The 22,816-nt window shown below is 69.9% G+C and carries 23 protein-coding genes; 17 read left to right on the plus strand and 6 right to left on the minus strand.

All coding sequences use genetic code 11. The features are described 5' to 3' along the window. Positions 1-20 precede the first annotated feature (20 nt). Positions 21-1,148, plus strand: coding sequence for a ferrochelatase (locus R2B38_RS31785; RefSeq protein WP_318019278.1), 1,128 nt, complete (start codon positions 21-23; stop codon positions 1,146-1,148). An 8-nt stretch (positions 1,149-1,156) separates the two neighbouring features. Continuing rightward, positions 1,157-1,972, plus strand: coding sequence for an inositol monophosphatase family protein (locus R2B38_RS31790; protein ID WP_318019279.1), 816 nt, complete (start codon positions 1,157-1,159; stop codon positions 1,970-1,972). Positions 1,973-2,344: 372 nt separating this feature from the next. On the opposite strand, the gene R2B38_RS31795 is transcribed toward R2B38_RS31790, so the two are convergent. After that, positions 2,345-2,518, minus strand: a complete 174-nt coding sequence (locus R2B38_RS31795; protein ID WP_019061061.1) for a hypothetical protein — start codon at positions 2,516-2,518, stop codon at positions 2,345-2,347. Between the two features lie 416 nt (positions 2,519-2,934). Between R2B38_RS31795 and R2B38_RS31800 the strand changes: the two genes are divergently transcribed. From R2B38_RS31800 to R2B38_RS31815, 4 genes are all read left to right on the plus strand, one after another. Continuing rightward, positions 2,935-3,588 (plus strand): response regulator transcription factor, encoded by a 654-nt coding sequence (locus R2B38_RS31800; protein WP_010983842.1) that lies wholly within the window; start codon positions 2,935-2,937, stop codon positions 3,586-3,588. A 6-nt stretch (positions 3,589-3,594) separates the two neighbouring features. Continuing rightward, complete coding sequence (locus tag R2B38_RS31805; protein ID WP_318019280.1) at positions 3,595-4,827, plus strand: HAMP domain-containing sensor histidine kinase; 1,233 nt, start codon at positions 3,595-3,597, stop codon at positions 4,825-4,827. A gap of 395 nt (positions 4,828-5,222) precedes the next feature. Next, on the plus strand, positions 5,223-5,519 hold the full coding sequence (locus R2B38_RS31810; RefSeq protein ID WP_005481602.1) for a DUF4193 domain-containing protein: 297 nt from the start codon (positions 5,223-5,225) through the stop codon (positions 5,517-5,519). Positions 5,520-5,532: 13 nt separating this feature from the next. Next, the gene (locus tag R2B38_RS31815; protein WP_318019281.1) at positions 5,533-6,450 is read left to right on the plus strand and encodes a hypothetical protein; all 918 of its coding nucleotides are present in this window, start codon (positions 5,533-5,535) and stop codon (positions 6,448-6,450) included. A gap of 6 nt (positions 6,451-6,456) precedes the next feature. On the opposite strand, the gene R2B38_RS31820 is transcribed toward R2B38_RS31815, so the two are convergent. Beyond that, complete coding sequence (locus R2B38_RS31820) at positions 6,457-6,921, minus strand: DUF3093 domain-containing protein (protein WP_033283956.1); 465 nt, start codon at positions 6,919-6,921, stop codon at positions 6,457-6,459. A gap of 58 nt (positions 6,922-6,979) precedes the next feature. Here R2B38_RS31820 and R2B38_RS31825 point away from each other — a divergent pair, with 58 nt between their 5' ends. From R2B38_RS31825 to R2B38_RS31860, 8 genes are all read left to right on the plus strand, one after another. Further along, positions 6,980-7,564: a PaaI family thioesterase gene (locus tag R2B38_RS31825; protein ID WP_318019282.1), complete on the plus strand. Its 585-nt coding sequence runs from the start codon at positions 6,980-6,982 to the stop codon at positions 7,562-7,564. Further along, positions 7,561-8,076, plus strand: a complete 516-nt coding sequence (gene dut, locus R2B38_RS31830; protein WP_033283954.1) for a dUTP diphosphatase — start codon at positions 7,561-7,563, stop codon at positions 8,074-8,076. Before R2B38_RS31825 ends, dut begins: the two co-directional genes overlap by 4 nt. Position 8,077: 1 nt before the next feature. Continuing rightward, complete coding sequence (locus R2B38_RS31835; protein WP_033283953.1) at positions 8,078-8,833, plus strand: DUF3710 domain-containing protein; 756 nt, start codon at positions 8,078-8,080, stop codon at positions 8,831-8,833. A gap of 293 nt (positions 8,834-9,126) precedes the next feature. Then, positions 9,127-10,308, plus strand: a complete 1,182-nt coding sequence (locus R2B38_RS31840; RefSeq protein WP_318019283.1) for an alginate lyase family protein — start codon at positions 9,127-9,129, stop codon at positions 10,306-10,308. Between the two features lie 161 nt (positions 10,309-10,469). Then, positions 10,470-13,046, plus strand: coding sequence for a sensor histidine kinase KdpD (locus tag R2B38_RS31845; RefSeq protein WP_318019284.1), 2,577 nt, complete (start codon positions 10,470-10,472; stop codon positions 13,044-13,046). Then, the gene (locus R2B38_RS31850; RefSeq protein WP_033283951.1) at positions 13,043-13,726 is read left to right on the plus strand and encodes a response regulator; all 684 of its coding nucleotides are present in this window, start codon (positions 13,043-13,045) and stop codon (positions 13,724-13,726) included. Before R2B38_RS31845 ends, R2B38_RS31850 begins: the two co-directional genes overlap by 4 nt. A 45-nt stretch (positions 13,727-13,771) precedes the next feature. After that, positions 13,772-14,170, plus strand: a complete 399-nt coding sequence (locus tag R2B38_RS31855; protein WP_078652621.1) for an OB-fold nucleic acid binding domain-containing protein — start codon at positions 13,772-13,774, stop codon at positions 14,168-14,170. A gap of 3 nt (positions 14,171-14,173) precedes the next feature. Continuing rightward, positions 14,174-14,959: a DUF3159 domain-containing protein gene (locus tag R2B38_RS31860; protein ID WP_318019285.1), complete on the plus strand. Its 786-nt coding sequence runs from the start codon at positions 14,174-14,176 to the stop codon at positions 14,957-14,959. A gap of 148 nt (positions 14,960-15,107) precedes the next feature. Here R2B38_RS31860 and R2B38_RS31865 read toward each other — a convergent pair whose 3' ends face one another. Continuing rightward, positions 15,108-15,785 (minus strand): potassium channel family protein, encoded by a 678-nt coding sequence (locus R2B38_RS31865; protein WP_019061074.1) that lies wholly within the window; start codon positions 15,783-15,785, stop codon positions 15,108-15,110. After that, the gene (locus tag R2B38_RS31870; RefSeq protein WP_033283949.1) at positions 15,785-16,456 is read right to left on the minus strand and encodes a potassium channel family protein; all 672 of its coding nucleotides are present in this window, start codon (positions 16,454-16,456) and stop codon (positions 15,785-15,787) included. The genes R2B38_RS31865 and R2B38_RS31870 overlap by 1 nt, the downstream gene beginning before the upstream one ends. 370 nt (positions 16,457-16,826) lie before the next feature. Here R2B38_RS31870 and R2B38_RS31875 point away from each other — a divergent pair, with 370 nt between their 5' ends. Both R2B38_RS31875 and R2B38_RS31880 read left to right on the plus strand, forming a co-directional pair. Beyond that, complete coding sequence (locus R2B38_RS31875; RefSeq protein WP_318019286.1) at positions 16,827-18,878, plus strand: APC family permease; 2,052 nt, start codon at positions 16,827-16,829, stop codon at positions 18,876-18,878. 115 nt (positions 18,879-18,993) lie between these two features. Continuing rightward, positions 18,994-20,322 (plus strand): class I SAM-dependent RNA methyltransferase, encoded by a 1,329-nt coding sequence (locus tag R2B38_RS31880; RefSeq protein WP_318019287.1) that lies wholly within the window; start codon positions 18,994-18,996, stop codon positions 20,320-20,322. Positions 20,323-20,344: 22 nt separating this feature from the next. On the opposite strand, the gene R2B38_RS31885 is transcribed toward R2B38_RS31880, so the two are convergent. Then, a complete protein-coding gene (locus R2B38_RS31885; protein ID WP_318019288.1) occupies positions 20,345-21,013 on the minus strand; it encodes a helix-turn-helix domain-containing protein in 669 nt (222 codons plus the stop codon). After that, a complete protein-coding gene (locus R2B38_RS31890) occupies positions 21,010-21,693 on the minus strand; it encodes a DUF998 domain-containing protein (RefSeq protein WP_318019289.1) in 684 nt (227 codons plus the stop codon). The genes R2B38_RS31885 and R2B38_RS31890 overlap by 4 nt, the downstream gene beginning before the upstream one ends. 202 nt (positions 21,694-21,895) lie before the next feature. On the opposite strand from R2B38_RS31890, the gene R2B38_RS31895 reads away from it, so the two are divergent. Then, positions 21,896-22,498 (plus strand): hypothetical protein, encoded by a 603-nt coding sequence (locus R2B38_RS31895; protein WP_318019290.1) that lies wholly within the window; start codon positions 21,896-21,898, stop codon positions 22,496-22,498. Positions 22,499-22,816 lie beyond the last annotated feature (318 nt).

Here is a 22,816-nt window from a genome sequence, read left to right on the forward strand (position 1 = left end):
TGGGTGGCAGGATCGGAGGCATGCCAGACGTGCTCGATGCCACCCCCTACGACGCCCTGCTCCTGCTCTCGTTCGGCGGCCCCGAAGGCCCGGACGACGTGGTTCCGTTCCTGGAGAACGTGACGCGTGGGCGAGGCATCCCCAAGGAACGCCTCAAGGAAGTGGGCCGGCACTACTTCCTGTTCGGCGGGGTCAGCCCGATCAACGACCAGAACCGCGCCCTCCTGGACGCCCTCCGCAAGGACTTCGCGGACCACGGCCTGGACCTGCCGGTCTACTGGGGCAACCGCAACTGGGCGCCGTACCTCACGGACACCCTGCGCGAGTTGGTCGCCGACGGCCGCCGCCGCATCCTGGTCCTCGCCACCAGCGCCTACGCCTCGTACTCGGGCTGCCGCCAGTACCGCGAGAACCTCGCGGACTCCCTGGCCGCCCTGGAGACCGAGGGCCTCGACCTCCCCAAGGTCGACAAGCTGCGCCACTACTTCAACCACCCCGGCTTCCTGGAGCCGATGATCGACGGCGTCGTCGCGTCCCTCGCCGACCTCCCCGAGGGCGTCCGGGACGGCGCGCACCTCGCCTTCTCGACCCACTCCATCCCGAACGCCGCGGCCGACAGCTCCGGCCCGGTCGAGGACCACGGGGACGGCGGGGCGTACGTCGAGGAGCACCTGGACGTGGCCCGGCTCGTCGCCGACGCCGTCCGCGAGCGCACCGGCGTCGACCACCCCTGGCAGCTCGTCTACCAGTCCCGCTCCGGCGCCCCGCACATCCCCTGGCTGGAGCCCGACATCTGCGACCACCTGGAGGAGCGCCACGCGGCCGGCGTCCCCGCGGTCGTCATGGCACCCATCGGCTTCGTCTCCGACCACATGGAGGTCCTCTACGACCTCGACACGGAGGCCACGGCCAAGGCCGCCGAACTGGGCCTGCCCGTACGCCGGTCGGCCACCGTGGGCGCCGACCCGCGCTTCGCCGCCGCGATCCGTGAGCTGGTCCTGGAGCGCGCCGCAGTCGAGAGCGGGAAGCAGGTCACCCCCTGTGCCCTGGGCGCGTTCGGCGCCGGCCACAACGTCTGCCCGGTGGGCTGCTGCCCGGCCCGCGCCCCCCGCCCCGCCGCCGCGGGCGCCGACAGCCCCTACGCCTGAGGAGCGCCGTGACCGACCCCCTGCACCAGGAACTGCTCGCCCTCGCCCAGGAGGCCGCCCACAAGGCCGGCGCCCTGCTGCGGGACGGCCGCCCGGCCGACCTCGCGGTCGCCGCCACGAAGTCCAGCCCGATCGACGTCGTCACCGAGATGGACATCGCGGCCGAGAAGCTGATCACCGACCTGATCTCCGAACAGCGCCCGGACGACGGCTTCTTGGGTGAGGAGGGCGCCTCCGTGGAGGGCACCAGCGGCGTCCGCTGGGTCATCGACCCGCTCGACGGCACGGTCAACTATCTGTACGGACTGCCCACTTGGTCCGTCTCCATCGCCGCCGAGCTGCACGGCGAGACCGTCGCCGGGGTCGTCGCGGTCCCGATGCGCGGCGAGACGTTCCACGCGGTGCTCGGCGACGGGGCGTGGGCCAGGGGCGCGTGGGAGGGCGAACGCAGGCTCGCCTGCCGGTCGGCTGCGCCGCTGGAGCAGGCGCTGGTCTCGACCGGCTTCAACTACGTCACCGAGGTCCGCTCCCACCAGGCCGACGTGGCCCAGAAGTTGATCCCGTTGCTGCGTGACATCCGGCGGGGCGGCTCGGCGGCGGTCGACCTGTGCGACGTGGCCGCGGGACGCCTGGACGGTTACTACGAGCGGGGGCTTAACCCGTGGGACCTCGCGGCGGGCGACCTGATCGCCCGTGAGGCGGGCGCCCTGACCGGTGGACGCCCCGGAGAACGCCCCGCACGGGATCTGGCGATCGCGGGCACCCCGGGCGTCTTCGAGCCCCTCCAGCGGCTGTTGGAGGACTTCGGAGCTTGGCACGACTGAGGTGAGTGGTCGGGGGGCTGGGCCGGTGTTGGGTTGGTGCCGCGATGCTGGGCCGGTGTTGGGTGGTGTCGCGTAGGTGGGCCTGTGTTGATCAGGCACCGTGCGCGCACCTCTTTTGGTTCGGTCGCCTCCGGGGCGCTGGGAGCCGGTGTCGAGAGACCCACCGTGCTCGACCCTTCGGGCCTCCGCGCGCTGGGTCTCTCGACACCGGCGCGCCCCTACGGCTCCCTCTCGGCCGTCCACGTGGGGACAGTTGGACTTGGTGGGCCCTCGCCGTCGGTTGTGCTGAACGCCGTAGGTTTCAGGGGCGAAAAGCGGCAGAACCCCGGCGCTGGATTCGCCGGGGTTCTGCTTTTCTGCTGGCCGCACTGATCAGACGCTCGTCGCGCCGACCTCCACACCGTGGTCGGCGGCGAGGCGGCGCAGGTCGTCGAGCTCGGCCTGTTCCACCTCGACGAGGAAGTCGTCGCCCTCGTCACGAGCCCGCGTCAGGTCGGTCTCGGTCGCCCTTATGCGCTGCAGAAGTCCTGCGGTGAATGCGTCCATGCTGCGCCCCCTCGTCCTGGGTCGTGGGTCGTTTGGCACGGGGGTGTGCCGTCCGGAAGGGGCGATCACGTCTGCGGTATGGGGTGCCCAGCGCTGCCCTGGCTGGGCGGCGACGGTGCCGGACACCCACGCCCGCTCTGCGGAAGCGGTTGGACGTACCACAAGGTGGCTTGCCACGTGCAGAGCGTGATCGCGGGGTGTAAAGCCGTCCTCCCCCCGCTCCCTTCCGTGGAAACCTCAACCCACCGAGAAAATCCCGCATTCCCGGGCCTCACACCGGACCTTCATCTTGCGCCGGGCCGCCTTACAGCCGACTTATGGCCGAAAAGGGCAGGATGGAGGTCACACAGCCACGAAGACCCTGCCCGCGTGCGCCGAGGCGCGCTACGCGGGTGGACAGAGGAAGGACAAGCGACGTGCGCGTACTCGTCGTCGAGGACGAGCAGCTGCTCGCCGATGCGGTGGCCACCGGACTGCGCCGGGAGGCCATGGCCGTCGACGTCGTGTACGACGGTGCGGCCGCCCTGGAGCGCATCGGCGTGAACGACTACGACGTGGTCGTCCTCGACCGCGACCTCCCGCTCGTGCACGGCGACGACGTCTGCCGCAAGATCGTCGAGCTCGGCATGCCCACCCGCGTGCTGATGCTCACGGCGTCCGGCGACGTCAGCGACCGTGTCGAGGGTCTGGAGATCGGCGCCGACGACTACCTGCCCAAGCCCTTCGCGTTCAGCGAGCTGACGGCACGCGTGCGTGCACTGGGGCGCCGTACGAGCGTGCCGCTGCCGCCCGTCCTGGAGCGCGCCGGTATCAAGCTCGACCCGAACCGCCGCGAGGTGTTCCGCGACGGGAAGGAAGTCCAGCTCGCGCCCAAGGAGTTCGCCGTCCTGGAGGTGCTGCTGCGCAGCGAGGGCGCCGTCGTCTCCGCGGAGCAGCTCCTGGAGAAGGCGTGGGACGAGAACACGGACCCGTTCACCAACGTCGTGCGCGTCACCGTGATGACCCTGCGCCGCAAGCTCGGTGAGCCCCCGGTCATCGTCACCGTCCCCGGCTCCGGCTACCGGATCTGATCCACCGTGGCCACGACCCCCGCGCCTCCCGAGGTGCCCCCGAAGCCCACGTGGGACCCCAGAAGGCCCGAACCGCCGTTCCCCTGGCTGCGCCCCACCATCCGTATAAGGCTCACGCTGCTGTACGGCGGCATGTTCCTGATCGCCGGCATCCTGCTGCTGTCGATCATCTACCTGCTCGCGGCGCACGCGCTGAACGTGGGCAGTGAGCTGCCCTTCAAGGTCATTTCCGGCTCGGTCGGCAGCAGCACCTGCAACTTCCCGTCCGAGCCGTCGGCGACGACGCTCAACAACGCAATGGACCAGTGCGTCAACGAACAGCGCCAGCACGCCCTGGACGACCTGCTCAGCCGCTCGCTGCTGGCCCTGCTCGGCCTCGCGATCATCGCGTTCGCCTTCGGCTACGCGATGGCCGGACGGGTGCTCTCGCCGCTGGGCCGCATCACCCGCACCGCCCGCGCGGTGGCGGGCTCGGACCTGTCCCGGCGGATCGAACTGGACGGCCCGGACGACGAGTTGAAGGAGCTCGCGGACACCTTCGACGAGATGCTGGAGCGGCTGCAGCGGGCCTTCACCGCCCAGCAGCGCTTCGTGGGGAACGCGTCGCACGAGCTGCGCACCCCGCTGGCGATCAATCGGACTCTCCTGGAAGTGCATCTGTCCGATCCAGGCGCCCCTGTGGAGCTGCAACAGCTGGGCAAGACGCTGCTCGCCACGAACGAGCGCAGCGAGCAGCTCGTGGAGGGTCTGCTGCTGCTCGCCCGCAGCGACAACCAGATCGTCGAGCGCAAACCCGTGGACCTCGCCGAGGTCGCCGAGCAGGCCGTCGACCAGGTGCACGCCGAGGCGGCCGCCAAGGGCGTGGTGATCCGCGGCGAACAGAAACCCGCGGTCGTCCAGGGCAACGGCGTCCTCCTGGAGCGCATCGCCCTGAACCTGGTGCAGAACGCGGTGCGGTACAACGTGCCCGAGGATGGTTGGGTCGAGGTCACCACCGAGGTTCAGCACGGCCATGCGGTGCTCGTCGTCTCGAACACGGGTCCGGTGGTCCCGGCGTACGAGATCGACAACCTCTTCGAGCCCTTCAGACGGCTGCGTACGGAGCGGACGGGCAGCGACAAGGGTGTGGGCCTCGGTCTGTCGATCGCGCGGTCCGTGGCGCGCGCACACGGTGGCCATATCTCGGCCCAGCCGCGTGAGGGGGGTGGACTCGTGGTGCGAGTCACCCTGCCCATCTGAGATCATGTCGCCGACACACGAGGATGTTCGCTTTGCGCGGAATTTTCTGGCCGCTTCTCCGGCAGCCCCGTGTGTGATCGATCACAAGCGCGATTTTCAGGCCATCTACTCTCCGTGATCATGCACCCTGTCGGAAAGCCGGGAAAATCCGGGTTTTCGGGGGTCTTGATCACGGGAAGTACACGATGAGGTGCCTTTGAAGAGCGGCACAAGGACCGTGTACGGTCCCCTTCGCCATCCAAGCCGATCACTCTTGAGGGGTCCGGTTGGGTGTCGATTGAGTAACAGACCTTGATGTGAGGCAAAATCTCCGCCTCAGGTCGGGCACAAGTCCGGCCTCTCACGCGTTACGTGCGCTGGAGACACCGCAGACACCCAGAGGGGGAGAGCGCGACATGGCAACGGATTACGACACCCCACGCAAGACCGACGACGACGTCGACTCGGACAGCCTTGAGGAACTCAAGGCGCGTAGGAACGACAAGTCGACTTCCGCAGTGGACGTCGACGAATTCGAGGCCGCCGAGGGCCTCGAGCTGCCCGGAGCGGACCTCTCGAACGAAGAGCTGGCCGTCCGGGTGCTGCCCAAGCAGCAGGACGAGTTCACTTGCATGAGCTGCTTCCTGGTGCACCACCGCAGCCAGCTGGCCCGCGAGAAGAACGGCCAGCCGATCTGCCGCGACTGCGACTGAGGAGGGGTCGGCCGTGACTGGCTCGACCCCACCCTGGAAGCGCCGCTCCCGCAGGCCGGGAGCGGACGAAGGGCCGACAGACGGCCCTCATGGCGCGCGTGACGACGAGCGGGGCTCATCCGACACTGGATCAGCCTCGCTCGAACCGGCGGCCGACCGGGCTGACCTCCCGGTGCCGGCGGACGTTCCCGCAGCCGCCCCCGTCGCGAAACGACGGGCGGCGGTGATCCGGGACAAGGCCAAGGAAGGCGTCCGTAAGGGCGGCAGCCGGGCCAGGGCCGGTCTGGCGTACCTCGCCGACCGGATCATCGACATCGCCCCGCGGATCCCCGTACGGGACCTTCAGGCGCTTCGGCGGCAGTTCCCGGGCCTCGGCCCCGAACAGCTCGCCGACAAACTGGTGGCGGGCGCGGCCAACGCGACGTCCACGGTGGGCGCGGGCATCGGTGCCGCGGCGATGCTGCCTGTGCCGCCCGCCATGCCCACCGAACTCGCCGCCGAGATCACCGGCGTCGCCGCGATCGAGCTGAAGCTGATCGCCGAGCTCTACGAGGTCTACGGCGCCCGTCCGCCCGGCGACCTCCGACAGCGCAGCACCACGTATCTGAACTCCTGGTCCGGGGAGCGCGGTATCGACGTGACCAAACCGTCGACCATGAGCGCCGCGCTGAACGGCCACATGAAGCGCGAGCTGCGCCAGCAGATCATGAAACGCATGGTCCGCGACCTGCCGAACCTGATGCCCTTCATGGTCGGCGCCGCCGTCGGAGCGGTCATGAACCGCCGGGACACCAGGAAACTCGCCGAGCGCATCCGCAAGGACCTGCGCAAGGCCCAGGTCCCGTGGGATGCGCTGCCCGAACTGCCGCCCCTGGAGGCCCCGCCGGACCCGCTCCGGATGGGTGAGATCCCTAAGGAACTCGGTCGCTGAAAGGTCCTAGACGGCTGCCGCGCGGGCCGTCTTCAGGGCCTCCGCCAGCCGCTCCGGCTCCCGGGTCGACAGATACAGGTACGGCGTCGGGTCGTCCGGGTCGGTGACCTCGACGCGCAGTGCCCTCGGGATGTATGAGCGCAGCAGCAGGAAGGCGCGGGTGTCGGCCTTGTAGGTCCGCCAGGCGCGGGCCTCCTCCGGGTCCAGGATCTCCGCCTCGCCCAGGGCCGTCACCGGGATCTTCGCCTCGCCCGCGATCAGCTGGTCGCCCACGATCCGGATGCGGAGCGAGCCGTAGGAGCTGGCCATCACGGATGCGACCGCGGTGCCGCCGACCAGGCCGCCGAGGAGCGGCAGGGTGCCGAAGGGCAGCAGGATCAGGGCGAAGGAGACGCCGACCAGGAACGAGATGAACCACCACGAACGGGGGGCGGTGAGGCGCTCGTCGTAGGGGGAGGCGGAAAGCTGCATGGAGCCAAGCTTGGCACGGTGTCCGGAAGGTGCCGACGCGCGGGTAAGGTCTGCGGCTGTGAGTGGTACTTCTCCAGCTCTTAAGCCTCCGTCCGACGCCGTGAAACCGGTGCGGCACCCTGACGCGCCCGCGCCGGGAGAGCTGCTCGGTGCGCACTACGAACAGTGTTTCGGGTGTGGCGGCGAGCAGCCTCACGGACTGCATCTCGCGGCGCGAGCCGGCGAAGGCGTGACCATCACCGCCGAGTTCACCGTGCGGGCCGCCCACCAGGGTGCCCCGGGCCTGGCGCACGGCGGGGTGCTCGCCAGCGCGCTGGACGAGACCCTCGGCTCGCTGAACTGGCTGCTGCGGACGATCGCCGTGACCGGGCGCCTGGAGACCGACTTCGTCCGGCCGGTGCCCGTGGACACCGTGCTGTACCTGGAGGCCGAGGTGACGGCCGTGGCCGGCCGGAAGATCTACTCGACCGCCACCGGACGCATCGGCGCTCCCGACGGGCCCGTGGCCGTGCGTGCCGACGCCCTCTTCGTCGAGGTGAAGGTCGACCACTTCATCGACAACGGCCGCCCGCAGGAGATCCGGGCCGCCATGGACGACCCGGACCAGGTCCGGCGTACCCGTGCCTTCGAGGTGAACCCGTGAGCCGTAGTTCTCTGGACGTGTCGATCCGCCGCGTCGACCCGGACGTACCGCTTCCGTCGTACGAGCATCCCGGTGACGCGGGAGCCGATCTGCGGACCACCGAGAGCCGGGAACTGAAGCCGGGTGAACGGGCCGTACTGCCCACGGGGGTGTCTATCGCTCTCCCTGAGGGGTACGCGGCCTTCGTGCACCCTCGTTCGGGGCTCGCCGCCCGCTGCGGTGTTGCCCTGGTGAATGCCCCGGGGACGGTTGATGCCGGGTACCGTGGGGAGATCAAGGTGATCGTGGTGAATCTCGACCCGTACGAGTCGGTTCGGTTCGAGCGCTTCGACCGGATCGCCCAGCTTGTCGTCCAGCAGGTCGAGAGGGTCCGCTTCCAGGAGGTCGCGGAGCTTCCCGAATCGGCGCGGGCCGAGGGGGGCTTCGGGTCCACCGGCGGTCACGCCGCCGTGGGCGGCACCACGGGTGGGAATCGATACGCTTCGGTCGTATCCGACCGGGAAGGACAGTGACGTGTTCGGACGTCGCAAGAAGGGCACTGCCGCCGAGGACGCGGCGAGCGAGGCCGAGCAGGTCGTCGACGACGTCGACACTGAGGCGGACGAGTCGGTCGAGCGCGTGAAGCTCGAGCCGGAGCCCCGCCCCGACGGACCCTGGGACGACTCGGAGATCGGCGACCCCGCCGAGGGCCGGGTGGACCTGGGCGGTCTGTTCGTGCCGGGAGTCGACGGCATGGAGCTGCGGGTCGAGGTCGCGGGCGACGCGATCGTCGCCGCCACCGTGGTCCTCAAGGACAGTGCCATCCAGTTGCAGGCCTTCGCCGCGCCCAAGCGCGAGGGCATCTGGGGTGAGGTCCGCGAGGAGATCGCCAGCGGCATCACCCAGCAGGGCGGCATCGTCGACGAGGTCGAGGGGCCGCTGGGCTGGGAGCTGCGCGCGCAGGTTCCGGTGCAACTGCCGGACGGCACGGGCGGTTTCCAGGTCGTGCGGTTCGTCGGCGTGGACGGTTCGCGCTGGTTCCTGCGCGGGGTGATCTCCGGGCAGGGCGCGGTGCAGCCGCAGGCGGCCGGGCTGCTGGAGCAGATCTTCCGGGACACGGTCGTCGTGCGCGGCGAGGGCCCGATGGCGCCCCGCGACCCGATCGTCCTGAAGCTGCCGAACGACGCCCAGATGGTTCCCGAGGGCGTCCAGCAGGAGGAGGCGGGTTCCCGCTTCTCCGGCGGTATGGGCCAGCTGCAGCGCGGGCCGGAGGTCACCGAGATCCGCTGAGCGCTCCGCTGTGACGGCCGGGTCGGGTCGCGTCATCTGTTGTCTGCGGCGCCGTGGTGGCTGGTCGCGCAGTTCCCCGCGCCCCTTTGGGGCGCGGTCGAACCGTCGCTGACTTTGCCGGACCCGCCTGATGCGAACGAAACGAACAGTGTCGAAAGGGCCGTACCCCCTCCGGGGTGCGGCCCTTTGGCATGCACGGGCTCTTGACGGCTCATTGGTCCGTACCTATGGTCTCGGCTCAACGCCCACGTTCATCAGGGTGCTCTTTGTTCACATACAAGAACGGAGTCACCGTGCGCCGCGCTGCCCTGCTCTCCGTCGTCACCGCGCTGGTTCTGGGCTTCTTCGCCCAGCCCGGCGCCACCGTCACTGCTCAGGCGGCCCCCGCCACCTTTGTCCACCCCGGAGTCGACGTCTCCAGGAGTCAGCTGGACTTCGCCCGCACCGAGGTCCTCGCCGGCGCCCAGCCCTGGAAGGGCGCCTACGACCAGATGATGGCCAGCTCCTACGCGAGTCTGAGCCGCACCCCGAAACCCAGAGCCGTCGTCGAGTGCGGCTCGTACTCCAACCCCAACTACGGCTGCACCGACGAGCGCGAGGACGCGATCGCGGCCTACACCGACGCGCTCGCCTGGTACATCACCAAGGACGCGCGCTACGCCCAGAAGGCCATCGAGATCATGGACGCCTGGTCGGCCACGATCACCAGCCACACCAACAGCAACGCGCCCCTGCAGACCGGCTGGGCCGGCGCCTCCTGGCCCAAGGCCGCCGAGATCATCAAGTACACGTACACCGGGACCTGGACCAACTCGGCCCGCTTCGCGACCATGCTGCGCAACGTCTACCTGCCCGAGATCATCAACGGCTCCAATTCCAACGGGAACTGGGAGCTGACGATGATGGACGCCGCCGTCGGCATCTCCGTCTTCCTGGAGGACAGGACGTCGTACGACAAGGCCATGGCGATCTTCCGGACGCGGACGGCCGCGTACATCTACCTCGCCTCGGACGGTTCCGTGCCGAAGACCGTGCCGAGCCAGAACCTCAACACCACGGCGAAGATCGTCAGTTACTGGCAGGGCCAGTCGACCTTCGTCACCGGGCTCACCCAGGAGACGTGCCGCGACTTCACGCACACCGGGTACGGCCTCTCGTCGATCTCGCACGTCGCCGAGACCAGCCGGATCCAGGGCACGGACCTCTACGGCACCGACGTGGGGGAGCGACTGCGGCAGGCGCTCGGGTTCCAGGCCAAGTACCAGCTGGGTACGGCCGTCCCGAGCTGGCTCTGTGGCGGGTCGCTGACCCTCGGGCTCGGGCCGGTCACCGAAGTCGGTTACAACGCCCTGCACAACCGCCTGGGCATCGCGATGACCAACACCCAGACGCTCACCCTGAACAACCGCCCGGCGGGCAGCAACAACCTCTTCGTGGCCTGGGAGACCCTCACCCACGGCGACAACCCCAACTGAACACCCTGAACGGCGCCGGACCCCGATGCCCGTACGGTGCCGTACGGGCATCAGGGTTGTGTCAAAGACGTCCCCGAGCGCACTGGTCACCCCATTTGTCGGACTTATTGGCCGTAAAGTCGACGCTGCGTACACAGGTGTGACGGGAAGACAATGGGGCCATGGGACGCGGCAAGCTTCGGATCTACCTCGGTGCGGCACCGGGCGTCGGCAAGACGTACGCCATGCTGTCCGAGGCCCACCGCAGGGTGGAGCGGGGCACCGACTGCGTGGTCGCCTTCGTGGAGCACCACGACAGGGCCCGCACCGAGGTGATGCTGCACGGCCTGGAGCAGGTCCCGCGCGTGGAGCTGGCCTACCGGGGGACCGTCTTCACCGAGATGGACGTCGACGCGGTGCTGCGCCGGGCCCCCGCCGTCGCCCTGGTGGACGAACTCGCCCACACCAACATCCCGGGCTCCCGCAACACCAAGCGCTGGCAGGACATCGAAGAGCTGCTTGCGGCCGGAATCGATGTGGTGTCCACCGTCAACATCCAGCACCTTGAGTCCCTCGGCGACGTCGTCGAGTCGATCACCGGGGTGCGGCAGCAGGAGACCGTGCCGGACGAGGTCGTCCGCCGGGCCGACCAGATCGAACTCGTCGACATGTCGCCCCAGGCGCTCCGGCGACGGATGGCGCACGGCAACATCTACAAGCCCGACAAGGTCGACGCGGCCCTCTCGAACTACTTCCGGCCCGGAAACCTCACCGCCCTGCGGGAGTTGGCGCTGCTGTGGGTGGCCGACCGGGTCGACGAGTACCTCCAGGAGTACCGCAGTGAGCATCAGGTCTCGGCGATCTGGGGTTCCCGCGAGCGGATCGTCGTAGGGCTGACCGGCGGCCCCGAAGGGCGGACGCTGATACGGCGGGCCGCGCGGCTCGCCGAGAAGGGGGCCGGCGGCGAGGTACTGGCCGTCTACATCTCGCGCAGTGACGGGCTGACCTCGGCATCTCCGAAGGAACTCGCCCTCCAGCGCACGCTCGCCGAGGACCTCGGCGGCACCTTCCACCACGTCGTCGGCGACGACATCCCGGCCGCGCTGCTCGACTTCGCGCGCGGGGTGAACGCCACGCAGATCGTGCTGGGCTCCTCGCGGCGCAAGACCTGGCAGTACGTCTTCGGGCCGGGAGTGGGTGCCACGGTCGCCCGCGAGTCGGGGCCCGACCTGGACGTCCACATCGTCACCCACGAAGAGGTCGCCAAGGGGCGCGGGCTGCCGGTGTCCCGGGGCGCGCGGCTCGGGCGGGCGCGGATCGTCTCCGGGTGGCTGGTCGGGGTGGTCGGGCCGGTGGGGCTCGCGCTGCTGCTGAACGCCGTCCATCTCGGCCTCGCCAACGACATGCTGCTCTTCCTGTCGCTGACGGTGGCCGCGGCGCTGCTCGGCGGGCTGCTGCCGGCGCTGGTCTCGGCGGCCCTCGGCTCGTTCCTGCTGAACTACTACTACACGCCCCCGCTGCACCGGCTGACGATCGCCGACCCCAAGAACATCGTCGCCATCGCGATCTTCGTCGGCGTCGCCGTGTCCGTGGCCTCCGTGGTGGACCTCGCCGCGCGACGCACCCAGCAGGCCGCCAGACTGCGCGCCGAGTCCGAGATCCTGTCCTTCCTCGCGGGCAGCGTGCTGCGCGGCGAGACCAGCCTGGAGGCCCTCCTGGAGCGCGTCCGGGAGACCTTCGGCATGGAGTCCGTCGCCCTGCTGGAGCGCAAGAGCGACGTGGAGCCCTGGACCTGCGCGGGCCGGGTCGGCGTGGGCGCGCCGCTGGAGCGGCCCGAGGACGGCGATGTGGACATGCCGGTCGGCGACCACATGGCCCTCGCGCTGACCGGCCGCGTGCTGCCCGCCTCCGACCGCCGGGTCCTCGCCGCTTTCGCCGCGCAGGCAGCCGTCGTCCTGGACCGCAGGCGGCTACGGGAGGAGGCCGACCAGGCCCGCGCGCTCGCGGAGGGCAACCGCATCCGTACGGCCCTCCTGGCGGCCGTGAGCCACGATCTGCGGACCCCGCTCGCCGGTATCAAGGCGGCCGTCTCCTCCCTGCGCTCCGACGACGTGGCGTGGTCCGAGGAGGACCAGGCCGAGCTCCTTGAGGGCATCGAGGACGGCGCCGACCGGCTCGACCACCTCGTGGGCAACCTGCTCGACATGTCCCGCCTCCAGACCGGCACGGTCACGCCGATCATCCGCGAGATCGACCTCGACGAGGTCGTGCCGATGGCGCTGGGCGGGGTCCCCGAAGGCAGCGCCGAACTCGACATCCCGGAGACGCTGCCCATGGTCGCCGTCGACCCCGGGCTCCTGGAGCGCGCGGTGGCCAACCTGGTCGAGAACGCGGTCAAGTACAGCCCGCCCGGCGAAACCGTCCTGGTGTCCGCCAGCGCCATCGCCGACCGCGTCGAGGTACGGGTGGTCGACCGGGGCCCGGGAGTCCCTGACGAGGCCAAGGACCGCATCTTCGAGCCCTTCCAGCGCTACGGCGACGCCCCGCGCGGCGCCGGAGTAGGACTCGGTCTCGCCGTGGCACGCGGGTTCACCGAGGCGATGAACGGCACCCTGAACGCCGAGGACACGCCCGGCGGAGGCCTCACCATGGTGCTCACGCTCCGCGCGGCGAAGCCTTTTGAACCCGCGTCGGCGGACGGCGTCGTAGAAGACGCGCATGACGTGTTCGACGTACAACCGGAAAGGCAGGCCTCATGACCAGGGTCCTCGTGGTCGAGGATGAGCCGCAGATCGTGCGGGCCCTCGTGATCAACCTCAAGGCGCGGAAGTACGAGGTCGACGCGGCCGCCGACGGCAAGACCGCCCTCGATCTCGCCGCCTCCAAGCACCCGGACGTGGTCGTCCTGGACCTGGGGCTGCCCGACATGGACGGCGTCGAGGTGATCCGGGGGCTGCGCGGCTGGACCCGGGTGCCGATCCTGGTGCTGTCCGCGCGGCACTCCTCCGACGAGAAGGTCGAGGCGCTGGACGCGGGGGCCGACGACTACGTGACCAAGCCGTTCGGCATGGACGAGCTGCTGGCCCGGCTGCGGGCCGCCGTGCGCCGGGCCGAGCCCACCGGGGGCGGCGAGGACGACGTCCTGGTCGAGACCGAGGAGTTCACCGTCGACCTGGCCGCCAAGAAGGTCCAGCGGGACGGGCGGGACGTACGGCTGACCCCCACGGAGTGGCATCTGCTGGAGGTGCTCGTGCGCAACACGGGGCGGCTGGTCAGCCAGAAGCAGCTGCTCCAGGAGGTGTGGGGGCCGTCGTACGGGACAGAGACGAACTATCTGCGCGTCTACATGGCGCAGCTGCGGCGCAAGCTGGAGACGGACCCCGCGCATCCGAAGCACTTCATCACGGAGCCGGGTATGGGCTACCGGTTCGAGCGCTGAGGGCGTGGGTACGTTGCTGTCAGTGGACCCCGGTACGCTTCAGATATGAGCGCTGTCCCTCGTTCCGAAAAGCCGGCCGGACGGTTCCGGCGCATGCTCGACCGGCTCTCCACCTCGCAGGAGGACCTGGAGTCGGAGGAGCTGCGTGAGGACGCCGAGACCGAGGGCTGTGTCCGGATCGGCGACTGCCACGACCGCCAGATCGTGACGGTTACTGGTACGTTGCGCACGGTCACGCTGCGCCCCCGGGCGGGAGTTCCGGCCCTGGAGGCCGAGCTGTTCGACGGTTCGGCCGCCCTGGACGTGGTGTGGCTCGGCAGGCGCTCCATCGTGGGGATAGAACCGGGGCGCAAGCTGATCGCGTCCGGCCGGATCTCGATGAGCCGGGGCCGCCGGGTGCTCTTCAACCCCAAATACGAACTGAAACCCCTCGGACGGGAGTAGCCGGTGACGTCGCTCGACAAGCCGACCGCGGACACCGTGGACGCCGAAGACAGCGAGCAGGATGTCCGGGCGGTGACCGAGGCGGCCCTCTTCGAGGCGTTCGGCGGACTGCGCGGCATGATCGAAACGGTCCTGCCCGGCCTGCTCTTCGTCAGCATCTTCACGGTCAACAAGAACCTGCACTGGTCGGCGATCGCCGCGCTGGCCGTCGCGCTGGCCCTGGTCGTGGTCCGGCTGGTGAGCCGGGACACCGTCAAGCACGCCTTCAGCGGTGTCTTCGGCGTCGCCTTCGGTGTCGTCTTCGCGATGATGACGGGCAACGCGAAGAACTTCTATCTCCCCGGCATGCTCTACACGCTGGGTCTGGCGCTCGCGTACATCATCACCACCCTCGCGGGCGTCCCGCTGATCGGCCTGATCCTGGGCCCGGTCTTCAAGGAGAACCTCTCCTGGCGGACCCGCAACCCCGGCCGCAAGAAGGCCTACGCGAAGGCCAGTTGGGCCTGGGGCCTGATCCTGCTCGCCAAGTGCGCGATCCTCTTCCCGCTCTACTGGTGGGCCAACACCGCCCAACTCGGCTGGGTCCTGGTCGCGTTGAAGATCCCGCCCTTCCTCCTCGCCGTCTGGCTGACCTGGGTCTTCCTCGCGAAGGCGCCCGCGCCGATCGACGTGTTCGCGGAGATGGAGGCGGAGGAGCAGGCCGAGAAGGACCGCAAGGCCGCCGCCGAGGCCGAGGCCTCCGGCGAGACCCAGGACGCCACGTCGGGACGGCACCGGCGTGATGGGTGACCGTTCGTCGCGGTGAGCGTCCCTGGGGGCTCCGCCCCCAGACCCCCGGGCCTTTGCCCGCCCACCACCCGTTTACCGGCGACTGAGAAGTGAACCTGAAAGGGCGCCCTGAGATTCCAGGGCGCCCTCCTCGTCGCATCGCCGCCGATCAGCTCGCCGCGTCCTCCCGGCGCACCGACAGCAGATCCTCCAGCTGCTCCTCACGCGCCTGAGCCGCCACGAACAGCAGCTCGTCGCCCGCCTCCAGGGAGTCCTCGCGGGACGGAGTCAGGACACGCGTGCCGCGGATGATCGTGACCAAGGACGTGTCCTCGGGCCACTCCACGTCGCCCACCTGGGTGCCGGCCAGGGCCGACTCCTCCGGCAGCGTCAGTTCCACCAGGTTCGCGTCGCCGTGGCTGAAGCGGAGCAGGCGGACGAGGTCACCGACCGACACCGCCTCCTCGACCAGGGCCGACATCAGACGCGGGGTGGAGACGGCCACGTCGACGCCCCAGGACTCGTTGAAGAGCCATTCGTTCTTCGGGTTGTTGACGCGGGCGACGACGCGCGGGACGCCGTACTCCGTCTTCGCGAGGAGGGAGACGACGAGGTTGACCTTGTCGTCGCCCGTCGCGGCGATCACGACGTTGCAGCGCTGGAGCGCCGCCTCGTCCAGGGACGTGATCTCGCAGGCGTCGGCCAGCAGCCACTCCGCCTGGGGGACCCGCTCGACCGAGATCGCGGTCGGGGCCTTGTCGATGAGAAGGATCTCGTGACCGTTCTCCAGGAGCTCTCCGGCGATCGAACGTCCGACCGCGCCGGCTCCGGCAATGGCGACCCTCATCAGTGACCGCCCTCCTCTTCGGGACCCTTGGCGAACGCCGCCTCGACCTTGTCGACCTCGTCCGTACGCATCATCACGTGCACGAGGTCGCCCTCCTGCAGCACGGTCTGCGAAGAGGGCAGCATCGCCTCGCCGAGCCGGGTGAGGAACGCCACGCGGACGCCCGTCTCCTCCTGCAGCTTGCTGATCCGCTGGCCGACCCAGGCGGCCGAGGCGTGCACCTCGGCGAGCTGGACACCGCCGGTGGGGTCCCGCCACAGCGGCTCCGCGCCCGAGGGCAGCAGCCGGCGCAGCATCTGGTCGGCGGTCCAGCGGACCGTGGCGACCGTGGGGATGCCCAGACGCTGGTAGACCTCGGCGCGGCGGGGGTCGTAGATCCGGGCCGCGACGTTCTCCACGCCGAACATCTCGCGGGCGACGCGCGCCGAGATGATGTTCGAGTTGTCACCGCTGGAGACGGCCGCGAACGCGCCCGCCTCCTCGATGCCGGCCTCGCGCAGGGTGTCCTGGTCGAAGCCGACCCCGGTGACCCGGCGGCCGCCGAAGCCGGGGCCCAGCCGACGGAAGGCGGTGGGGTCCTGGTCGATCACGGCGACCGTGTGCCCCTGTTGCTCCAGGGTCTGGGCGAGAGCGGAACCCACTCTGCCGCAGCCCATGATGACGATGTGCACGACCGTCCTTCCGGTGTCCTGAAATCAATGCTCAGCCCCATCAGGGTCTCAGACCGAGGCCCAAGCTACACACGCCCGGTCCCTCCACGGCACCCCTGTGCGTCAGCGGCGGCCGATGCTGCGCACGCTGGCCAGGGTGAGGATTCCGAGGCCGACGAGGGCGGCCAGGGCGCCGATCAGCTCTGCGGTCGCGGGCATGGAACCTCCAGGAGGCGGTGGGAGCGGGGTTTTGTCATATAGACACGGAGTCGGTGATCTTGACGGAATCCGCGACTCCACTCGTCCCGTATTTCACTCGTGAGGCAGATGACAGCGGGTAAGGCGGCGGAAAGTAGAGGATCGCCTGTTCGAAGGCCTACGATCCTCTGTTGTGTCCAAACTGACCGACGTGCCCAAGCGCATCCTCATCGGGCGCGCACTGCGCAGCGACCGGTTGGGCGAAACGCTCCTGCCGAAGCGCATCGCACTCCCCGTCTTCGCCTCCGACCCGCTGTCCTCCGTGGCGTACGCGCCCGGCGAGGTGCTGCTGGTCCTCTCCATCGCGGGCGTGTCGGCGTACCACTTCAGCCCCTGGATCGCGGTCGCGGTCGTGGTGCTGATGTTCACGGTGGTCGCCTCCTACCGGCAGAACGTGCACGCCTACCCCAGCGGCGGCGGCGACTACGAGGTGGCCACCACCAACCTCGGCCCCAAGGCGGGCCTCACCGTCGCCAGCGCCCTGCTCGTCGACTACGTCCTCACCGTGGCCGTGTCGATCGCCTCCGGCATCGAGAACCTCGGCTCCGCGGTGCCCTTCGTGGTCGAGCACAAGGTGCTCTGCGCGATCGCCGTCGTGGTGCTGCTCACGCTGATGAACCTGCGCGGGGTGAAGGAGTCCGGCTCGCTGTTCGCGATCCCGACGTACGTCTTCGTCGCGGGCGTCTTCGTCATGATCGCGTGGGGCGCCTTCCGAGGCCTGGTCCTGGGCGACACCATGCGCGCGCCGACCGCCGCCTACCACATCAGGGCCGAACACCAGGGCCTCGCGGGCTTCGCCCTGGTCTTCCTGCTGCTGCGCGCCTTCTCCTCCGGCTGTGCGGCGCTCACCGGGGTCGAGGCGATCTCCAACGGCGTCCCGGCCTTCCGCAAGCCCAAGTCGAAGAACGCGGCGACCACCCTCGCCGCGATGGGCATCCTGGCCGTCACGATGTTCTGCGGGATCATCGCCCTCGCCATGACGACCAAGGTCCGCATGGCCGAGAACCCAGGCACCGACCTGATCCACAACGGCGTCGCGATCGGCTCCGGCTACGTCCAGAACCCGGTGATCTCGCAGGTCGCCGAGGCCGTGTTCGGCAAGGGCAGCTTCCTGTTCATCGTGCTGGCCGCGGCCACCGCGCTGGTCCTGTTCCTGGCCGCCAACACGGCGTACAACGGCTTCCCGCTGCTCGGCTCGATCCTCGCCCAGGACCGCTACCTCCCGCGCCAGCTGCACACCCGCGGCGACCGCCTGGCCTTCTCCAACGGCATCGTGCTGCTCGCCGGCACGGCCGCCCTGCTGCTGGCGATCTACGGCGCGGATTCGACCCGCCTGATCCAGCTCTACATCGTGGGCGTGTTCGTGTCGTTCACCCTGAGCCAGACCGGCATGGTCCGGCACTGGAACCGCCACCTGGCCACCGAGAAGGACCAGGCCAAGCGCCGCCACATGGTCCGCTCGCGCGCGATCAACACCTTCGGCGCGTTCTTCACCGGCCTGGTGCTGGTCGTCGTCCTGGTCACGAAGTTCACGCACGGCGCCTGGGTGGCGCTGCTCGGCATGTGCATCTTCTACGCGACGATGACCGCGATCCGTAAGCACTACGACCGGGTCGCCGAGGAGATCGCGGCCCCCGAGGGCCCGAGCGACGACAGCCTCCGCCCGTCCCGCGTCCACTCGGTCGTCCTGATCTCCAAGATCCACCGCCCGGCTCTTCGGGCCCTGGCCTACGCCAAGTTGATGCGCTCGGACACCCTGGAGGCGCTCAGCGTCAACGTGGACCCGGCGGAGACCAAGGCACTGCGCGAGGAGTGGGAGCGGCGCGGGATCGACGTACCGCTGAAGGTCCTCGACTCGCCGTACCGGGAGATCACCCGGCCGATCATCGAGTACGTGAAGGGGCTGCGGAAGGAGTCGCCGCGGGACGCGGTGTCCGTGATCATCCCCGAGTACGTGGTCGGCCACTGGTACGAGCATCTCCTGCACAACCAGAGCGCGTTGAGGTTGAAGGGCCGGCTGCTGTTCACGCCGGGCGTGATGGTGACGTCGGTGCCGTACCAGCTGGAGTCCTCCGAGGCGGCGAAGAACCGGGCGCGGAAGCGGAGCGAGTGGAGTGCGCCGGGTGCGGTGCGGCGGGGTCCTGCGGTGGACCGGCACAAGGAGCCCTCGGACACCAAGAGCTGAGCGCCTTGTGGTGAGCGGCCGGGCGGGGTCCACGTAGACTGGTGGGCTGTTGTCCGGCCGTCCCCTTTTGTACGTCCTTTCGCTCGCCCCCTTTCGCATTTGGAGTCACCCCGCCATGCAGGCAGAACCGAAGAAATCGCTGGTGGGGGAGGAGTACGAGGTCGAGGTGGGCCCCGTCGCCCATGGCGGGCACTGCATCGCCCGTACGTCCGAGGGCCAGGTGCTGTTCGTCCGGCACGCGCTGCCCGGTGAGCGGGTCGTCGCGCGGGTCACCGACGGCGAGGAGGGCGCGCGGTTCCTGCGTGCCGACGCGGTGACGATCCTGGACGAGTCCAAGGACCGGGTCGAGGCACCTTGCCCGTACGCCGGACCCGGCCGCTGCGGCGGCTGCGACTGGCAGCACGCCAAGCCCGGCGCCCAGCGCCGCCTCAAGGGCGAGGTCATCACCGAGCAGCTGCAGCGGCTCGCGGGTCTCACGCCCGAGGAGGCCGGCTGGGACGGCACGGTGATGCCGGCCGAGGGCGACAAGCTGCCCGCGGGCCAGGTGCCGCGGTGGCGCACGCGCGTGCAGTACGCCGTGGACGTCGACGGCAACGCCGGTCTGCGCAAGCACCGTTCGCACGAGGTCGAGCCGGTCGAGCACTGCATGATCGCGGCGCCGGGCGTCAGCGAGCTGGGGATCGAGGAGCGCGACTGGTCCGGCATGGCCTCGGTCGAGGCGATCGCGGCGACGGGTTCCCAGGACCGCATGGTCATCCTGGAGCCCCGCCCCGGCGCGCGCCTGCCCCTGGTCGAGTTGGAACGCCCCGTCTCCGTCATGCGCGTCGAGGAGCACGACGGCGGCATCCACCGCGTCCACGGCCGTGCGTTCGTCCGCGAGCGGGCCGACGGCCGTACGTACCGGGTCGGCAGCGGCGGCTTCTGGCAGGTCCACCCGATGGCCGCGGACACCCTCGTCAAGGCGGTCATGCAGGGCCTGCTCCCGCGCAAGGGCGACATGGCCCTCGACCTGTACTGCGGCGTGGGTCTGTTCGCGGGCGCCCTCGCCGACCGCCTCGGCGACAAGGGCGCGGTGCTCGGCATCGAGTCGGGCAAGCGCGCGGTCGAGGACGCGCGGCACAATCTCGCCGGGTTCGAGCGGGTGCGGATCGAGCAGGGCAAGGTCGAGAGCGTGCTGCCGCGGACGGGGATCAGCGAGGTCGATCTGATCGTGCTGGATCCGCCGCGGGCTGGGGCGGGCAAGAAGACGGTCGAGCATCTGTCGTCGCTCGGGGCGCGCAAGATCGCTTATGTGGCTTGCGATCCGGCCGCGTTGGCTCGGGACATCGCTTATTTCCGGGATGGGGGGTATCGGGTGCGGACGTTGCGGGCGTTCGATCTGTTTCCGATGACGCACCACGTCGAGTGTGTCGCCATCCTCGAACCCGTGGAAAAGGGCAACTGACCCGCGGTTGCCCCAGCCCGCGCTACCTCTGCCGGCCCTGCTCGCCCACCGGCTTCGGCCAGCTGTCCAGCAGCTGCTCGTCCGTCAGCGCCGACGTGTGAGCCGTAGCCGCTCCCTCCAGGCCGAACCCCACCATCAACACCTCCGCATACCGCCGCCACGCATCCGGCGCGACGTCGTTCGTGCGGTCGGCGACCGCGCCGATCATGTAGAGGAAGGCGTACACGTCGGCGCTGGCGAAGTCCTCGCGGACGGCGCCCGCGGTCACCGCTCGTTCCGTCAGGCCGTCGACGAGGCGGCCGAGGGCGTCGCGGGTTCGGGCGACCGGGCCCGTGTCGACGCTCGCGTTGGCCAGGACGACCTCCAGGGCGCGGTCCTCGGCACGCCACTGCGCCGCCGCCAGCAGGTAATGGCGTAGGGCCTGGGCCGGGTCCGGGAGTCGCGCGGCCTTGGTCGCCAGGTCCAGGAACATCGTGAAGCGTTCCGTGAACAGGGCGTCCACCAGGGACTGGAGGTCCGGGAAGCGGCGGTAGACCGTGCCTACGCCGATGCCGGCCTCACGGGCGATCTCGTTGAGGGGGACCGTCGCCCCCCGCTGGGCGAACAGGCGGTCGGCCGTCGTCATGATCAGGCGGCGGTTGCGTTCCGCGTCCGCTCGCAGCGGGCGTTGCTGTGGGGTATCCGGGCTCACGCCGGGACATTCTCCGGCATCGTCGCGTCGGTGGCTCGGCGTGCCCGCCCGACCAGGAGCGATACGCCGGTCACGACGCTCCACAGCAGCCATGAGTAGACACCGCCCCGCTCGAAGATGCCGGCCGTGCTCGTCGAGACGCCCACGCCCGCCTCGCTCAGCAGGCCCAGGACGCCGACCGCGATGCTGAACACGCGGTACGCGCGCGGCAGTTGGAGGCTCTTCAGCGAGCCCGCCATGATCACGATCGTGTTCGCGCACAGGATGGCGACCGACGCGCCCCCGACGTGCAGCCCCAGACTGTAGCTCGCGCCGTTCGCTGAGCCGTGGAACAGGCCGACCAGCAGGAAGCCCACCGCGTGCGCGCCCGCGAGGGCGATCACGACACGGCGTACGCGGCCCGTGAGCAGGGGCACGGCCAGCAGGATCACCCCCGCCGCGAACAGGATCCCCTGGGCGATGAACGACGTGTTCATCAGCGTGTGGTCCGGCGAACAGATGGTGCGGTCCTGGAACTTCGTGCCGCAGTCCGTGACGCCCAGGTCGCTGATGTAGTTCGTGGCGTAGCTGTAGGCCGGGGTGGTCCAGGCGGTCGCGGCGACCGCCTCGGACACCACCCACTGCACCGCGTTCAGCACCAGGACGGCGGCTCCCAGCGGAAGCCAGATCTTGCGTGACATCGGAACTCCCATCACGACTCCTCTCGACTCTCGACTCTCGACAGGTCAGGCTCGCCACCCTACATTAAGTGGATAGGTCTATCCGGTTAGCGGTCGTGGGAGCTCGCCGACCGTGTGACCGGCATCACATTGCAAGGTTCGAACTTCGCGGGCCGCCGTGCATCTAGTCGGCGTCCACTCCCCTCCACCGAGGAAACAATCAATGTTGGCTTATCTGCCCGGATTCGCCCCCTGGATCGTCGCCGGCGTCCTCTCGTCCTTCGACTGGCGCTGGGGCGCGCTCGGCGGTCTCGTCACGGGGCTGCTGATGATGCTGAACGACCGTCGCCGCGGGGTCGGCTTCGACGCGCTCGTGCTGGAGATCAGCACCCTCGCGTACTTCGTCGTGATCGGCGCCGTCTCCGTCGTCAGGCCGGACTCGTCGCTGGCCGGCCACACCGACGTCATCTCCTTCGTCTGGCTGGGCGGCACCGCCTGGGGGAGCCTGGTGGTCCGCAGCCCCTTCACGCTGGGCATCGCCAAGCGGCAGACCCCGCGCGAGTACTGGGACATGCCGGAGTTCGTCCAGGTCAACAACTACATCACCAGCGCCTGGGGAGCCGGCTTCACCTTCATCGCCGTCAGCCTGGCCATCGCGGGCGCGGTGGACGCCCCGGCCTGGGTCGGCATCACCGCACACGTCGTCGGACTGGTCGCCCCCGCCGTCTTCACCAAGGTCTACCCCGCCCGCGCCCAGGCCCGCCTCATGGCACTGGCCCAGGGACCGGCGGCGCAGACCCAGCCGTCCGTGCGGGCCGTTCCGTAACGGCCGTTCCCGTCCGCCCACCTGACCTGACCTCTCGGTACCAAAACACCTACCCCACAAGGGAGTTGGCGCACCGTGAGCCCCACACCGCAACGGGCGCGGCGACGAACACCCTCGTCGCCGCGCCCTTCGCCGGGGAGCCCGCTCCGCTGACAGTCGTGGCGGCCGCGGCGCTCAGCACGGCCGCCACCACCGCGGCGGCGGCCCCGCGCCATCCGCGTCCGCCGCCGCGGCTGACTCCGGCCCGCACCAAGGCAGTTCAGGTGTACGGCGGCCCGGCGACCCCCGTGGTCCGTCCGCCGCGTCCCACCTGCCCGC

The sequence above is a fragment of the Streptomyces sp. N50 genome (assembly GCF_033335955.1).
Classification (GTDB): domain Bacteria; phylum Actinomycetota; class Actinomycetes; order Streptomycetales; family Streptomycetaceae; genus Streptomyces.

Coding starts and splice junctions, on each gene's coding strand:
- R2B38_RS31785 (WP_318019278.1), top strand. CDS start 21: ATGCCAGACGTGCTCGATGCCACCCCCTACGACGCCCTGCTCCTGCTC.
- R2B38_RS31795 (WP_019061061.1), bottom strand. CDS start 2,518: ATGGACGCATTCACCGCAGGACTTCTGCAGCGCATAAGGGCGACCGAG.
- R2B38_RS31810 (WP_005481602.1), top strand. CDS start 5,223: ATGGCAACGGATTACGACACCCCACGCAAGACCGACGACGACGTCGAC.
- R2B38_RS31820 (WP_033283956.1), bottom strand. CDS start 6,921: ATGCAGCTTTCCGCCTCCCCCTACGACGAGCGCCTCACCGCCCCCCGT.
- R2B38_RS31845 (WP_318019284.1), top strand. CDS start 10,470: ATGGGACGCGGCAAGCTTCGGATCTACCTCGGTGCGGCACCGGGCGTC.
- R2B38_RS31850 (WP_033283951.1), top strand. CDS start 13,043: ATGACCAGGGTCCTCGTGGTCGAGGATGAGCCGCAGATCGTGCGGGCC.
- R2B38_RS31855 (WP_078652621.1), top strand. CDS start 13,772: ATGAGCGCTGTCCCTCGTTCCGAAAAGCCGGCCGGACGGTTCCGGCGC.
- R2B38_RS31865 (WP_019061074.1), bottom strand. CDS start 15,785: ATGAGGGTCGCCATTGCCGGAGCCGGCGCGGTCGGACGTTCGATCGCC.
- R2B38_RS31880 (WP_318019287.1), top strand. CDS start 18,994: ATGCAGGCAGAACCGAAGAAATCGCTGGTGGGGGAGGAGTACGAGGTC.
- R2B38_RS31890 (WP_318019289.1), bottom strand. CDS start 21,693: ATGTCACGCAAGATCTGGCTTCCGCTGGGAGCCGCCGTCCTGGTGCTG.
- R2B38_RS31895 (WP_318019290.1), top strand. CDS start 21,896: ATGTTGGCTTATCTGCCCGGATTCGCCCCCTGGATCGTCGCCGGCGTC.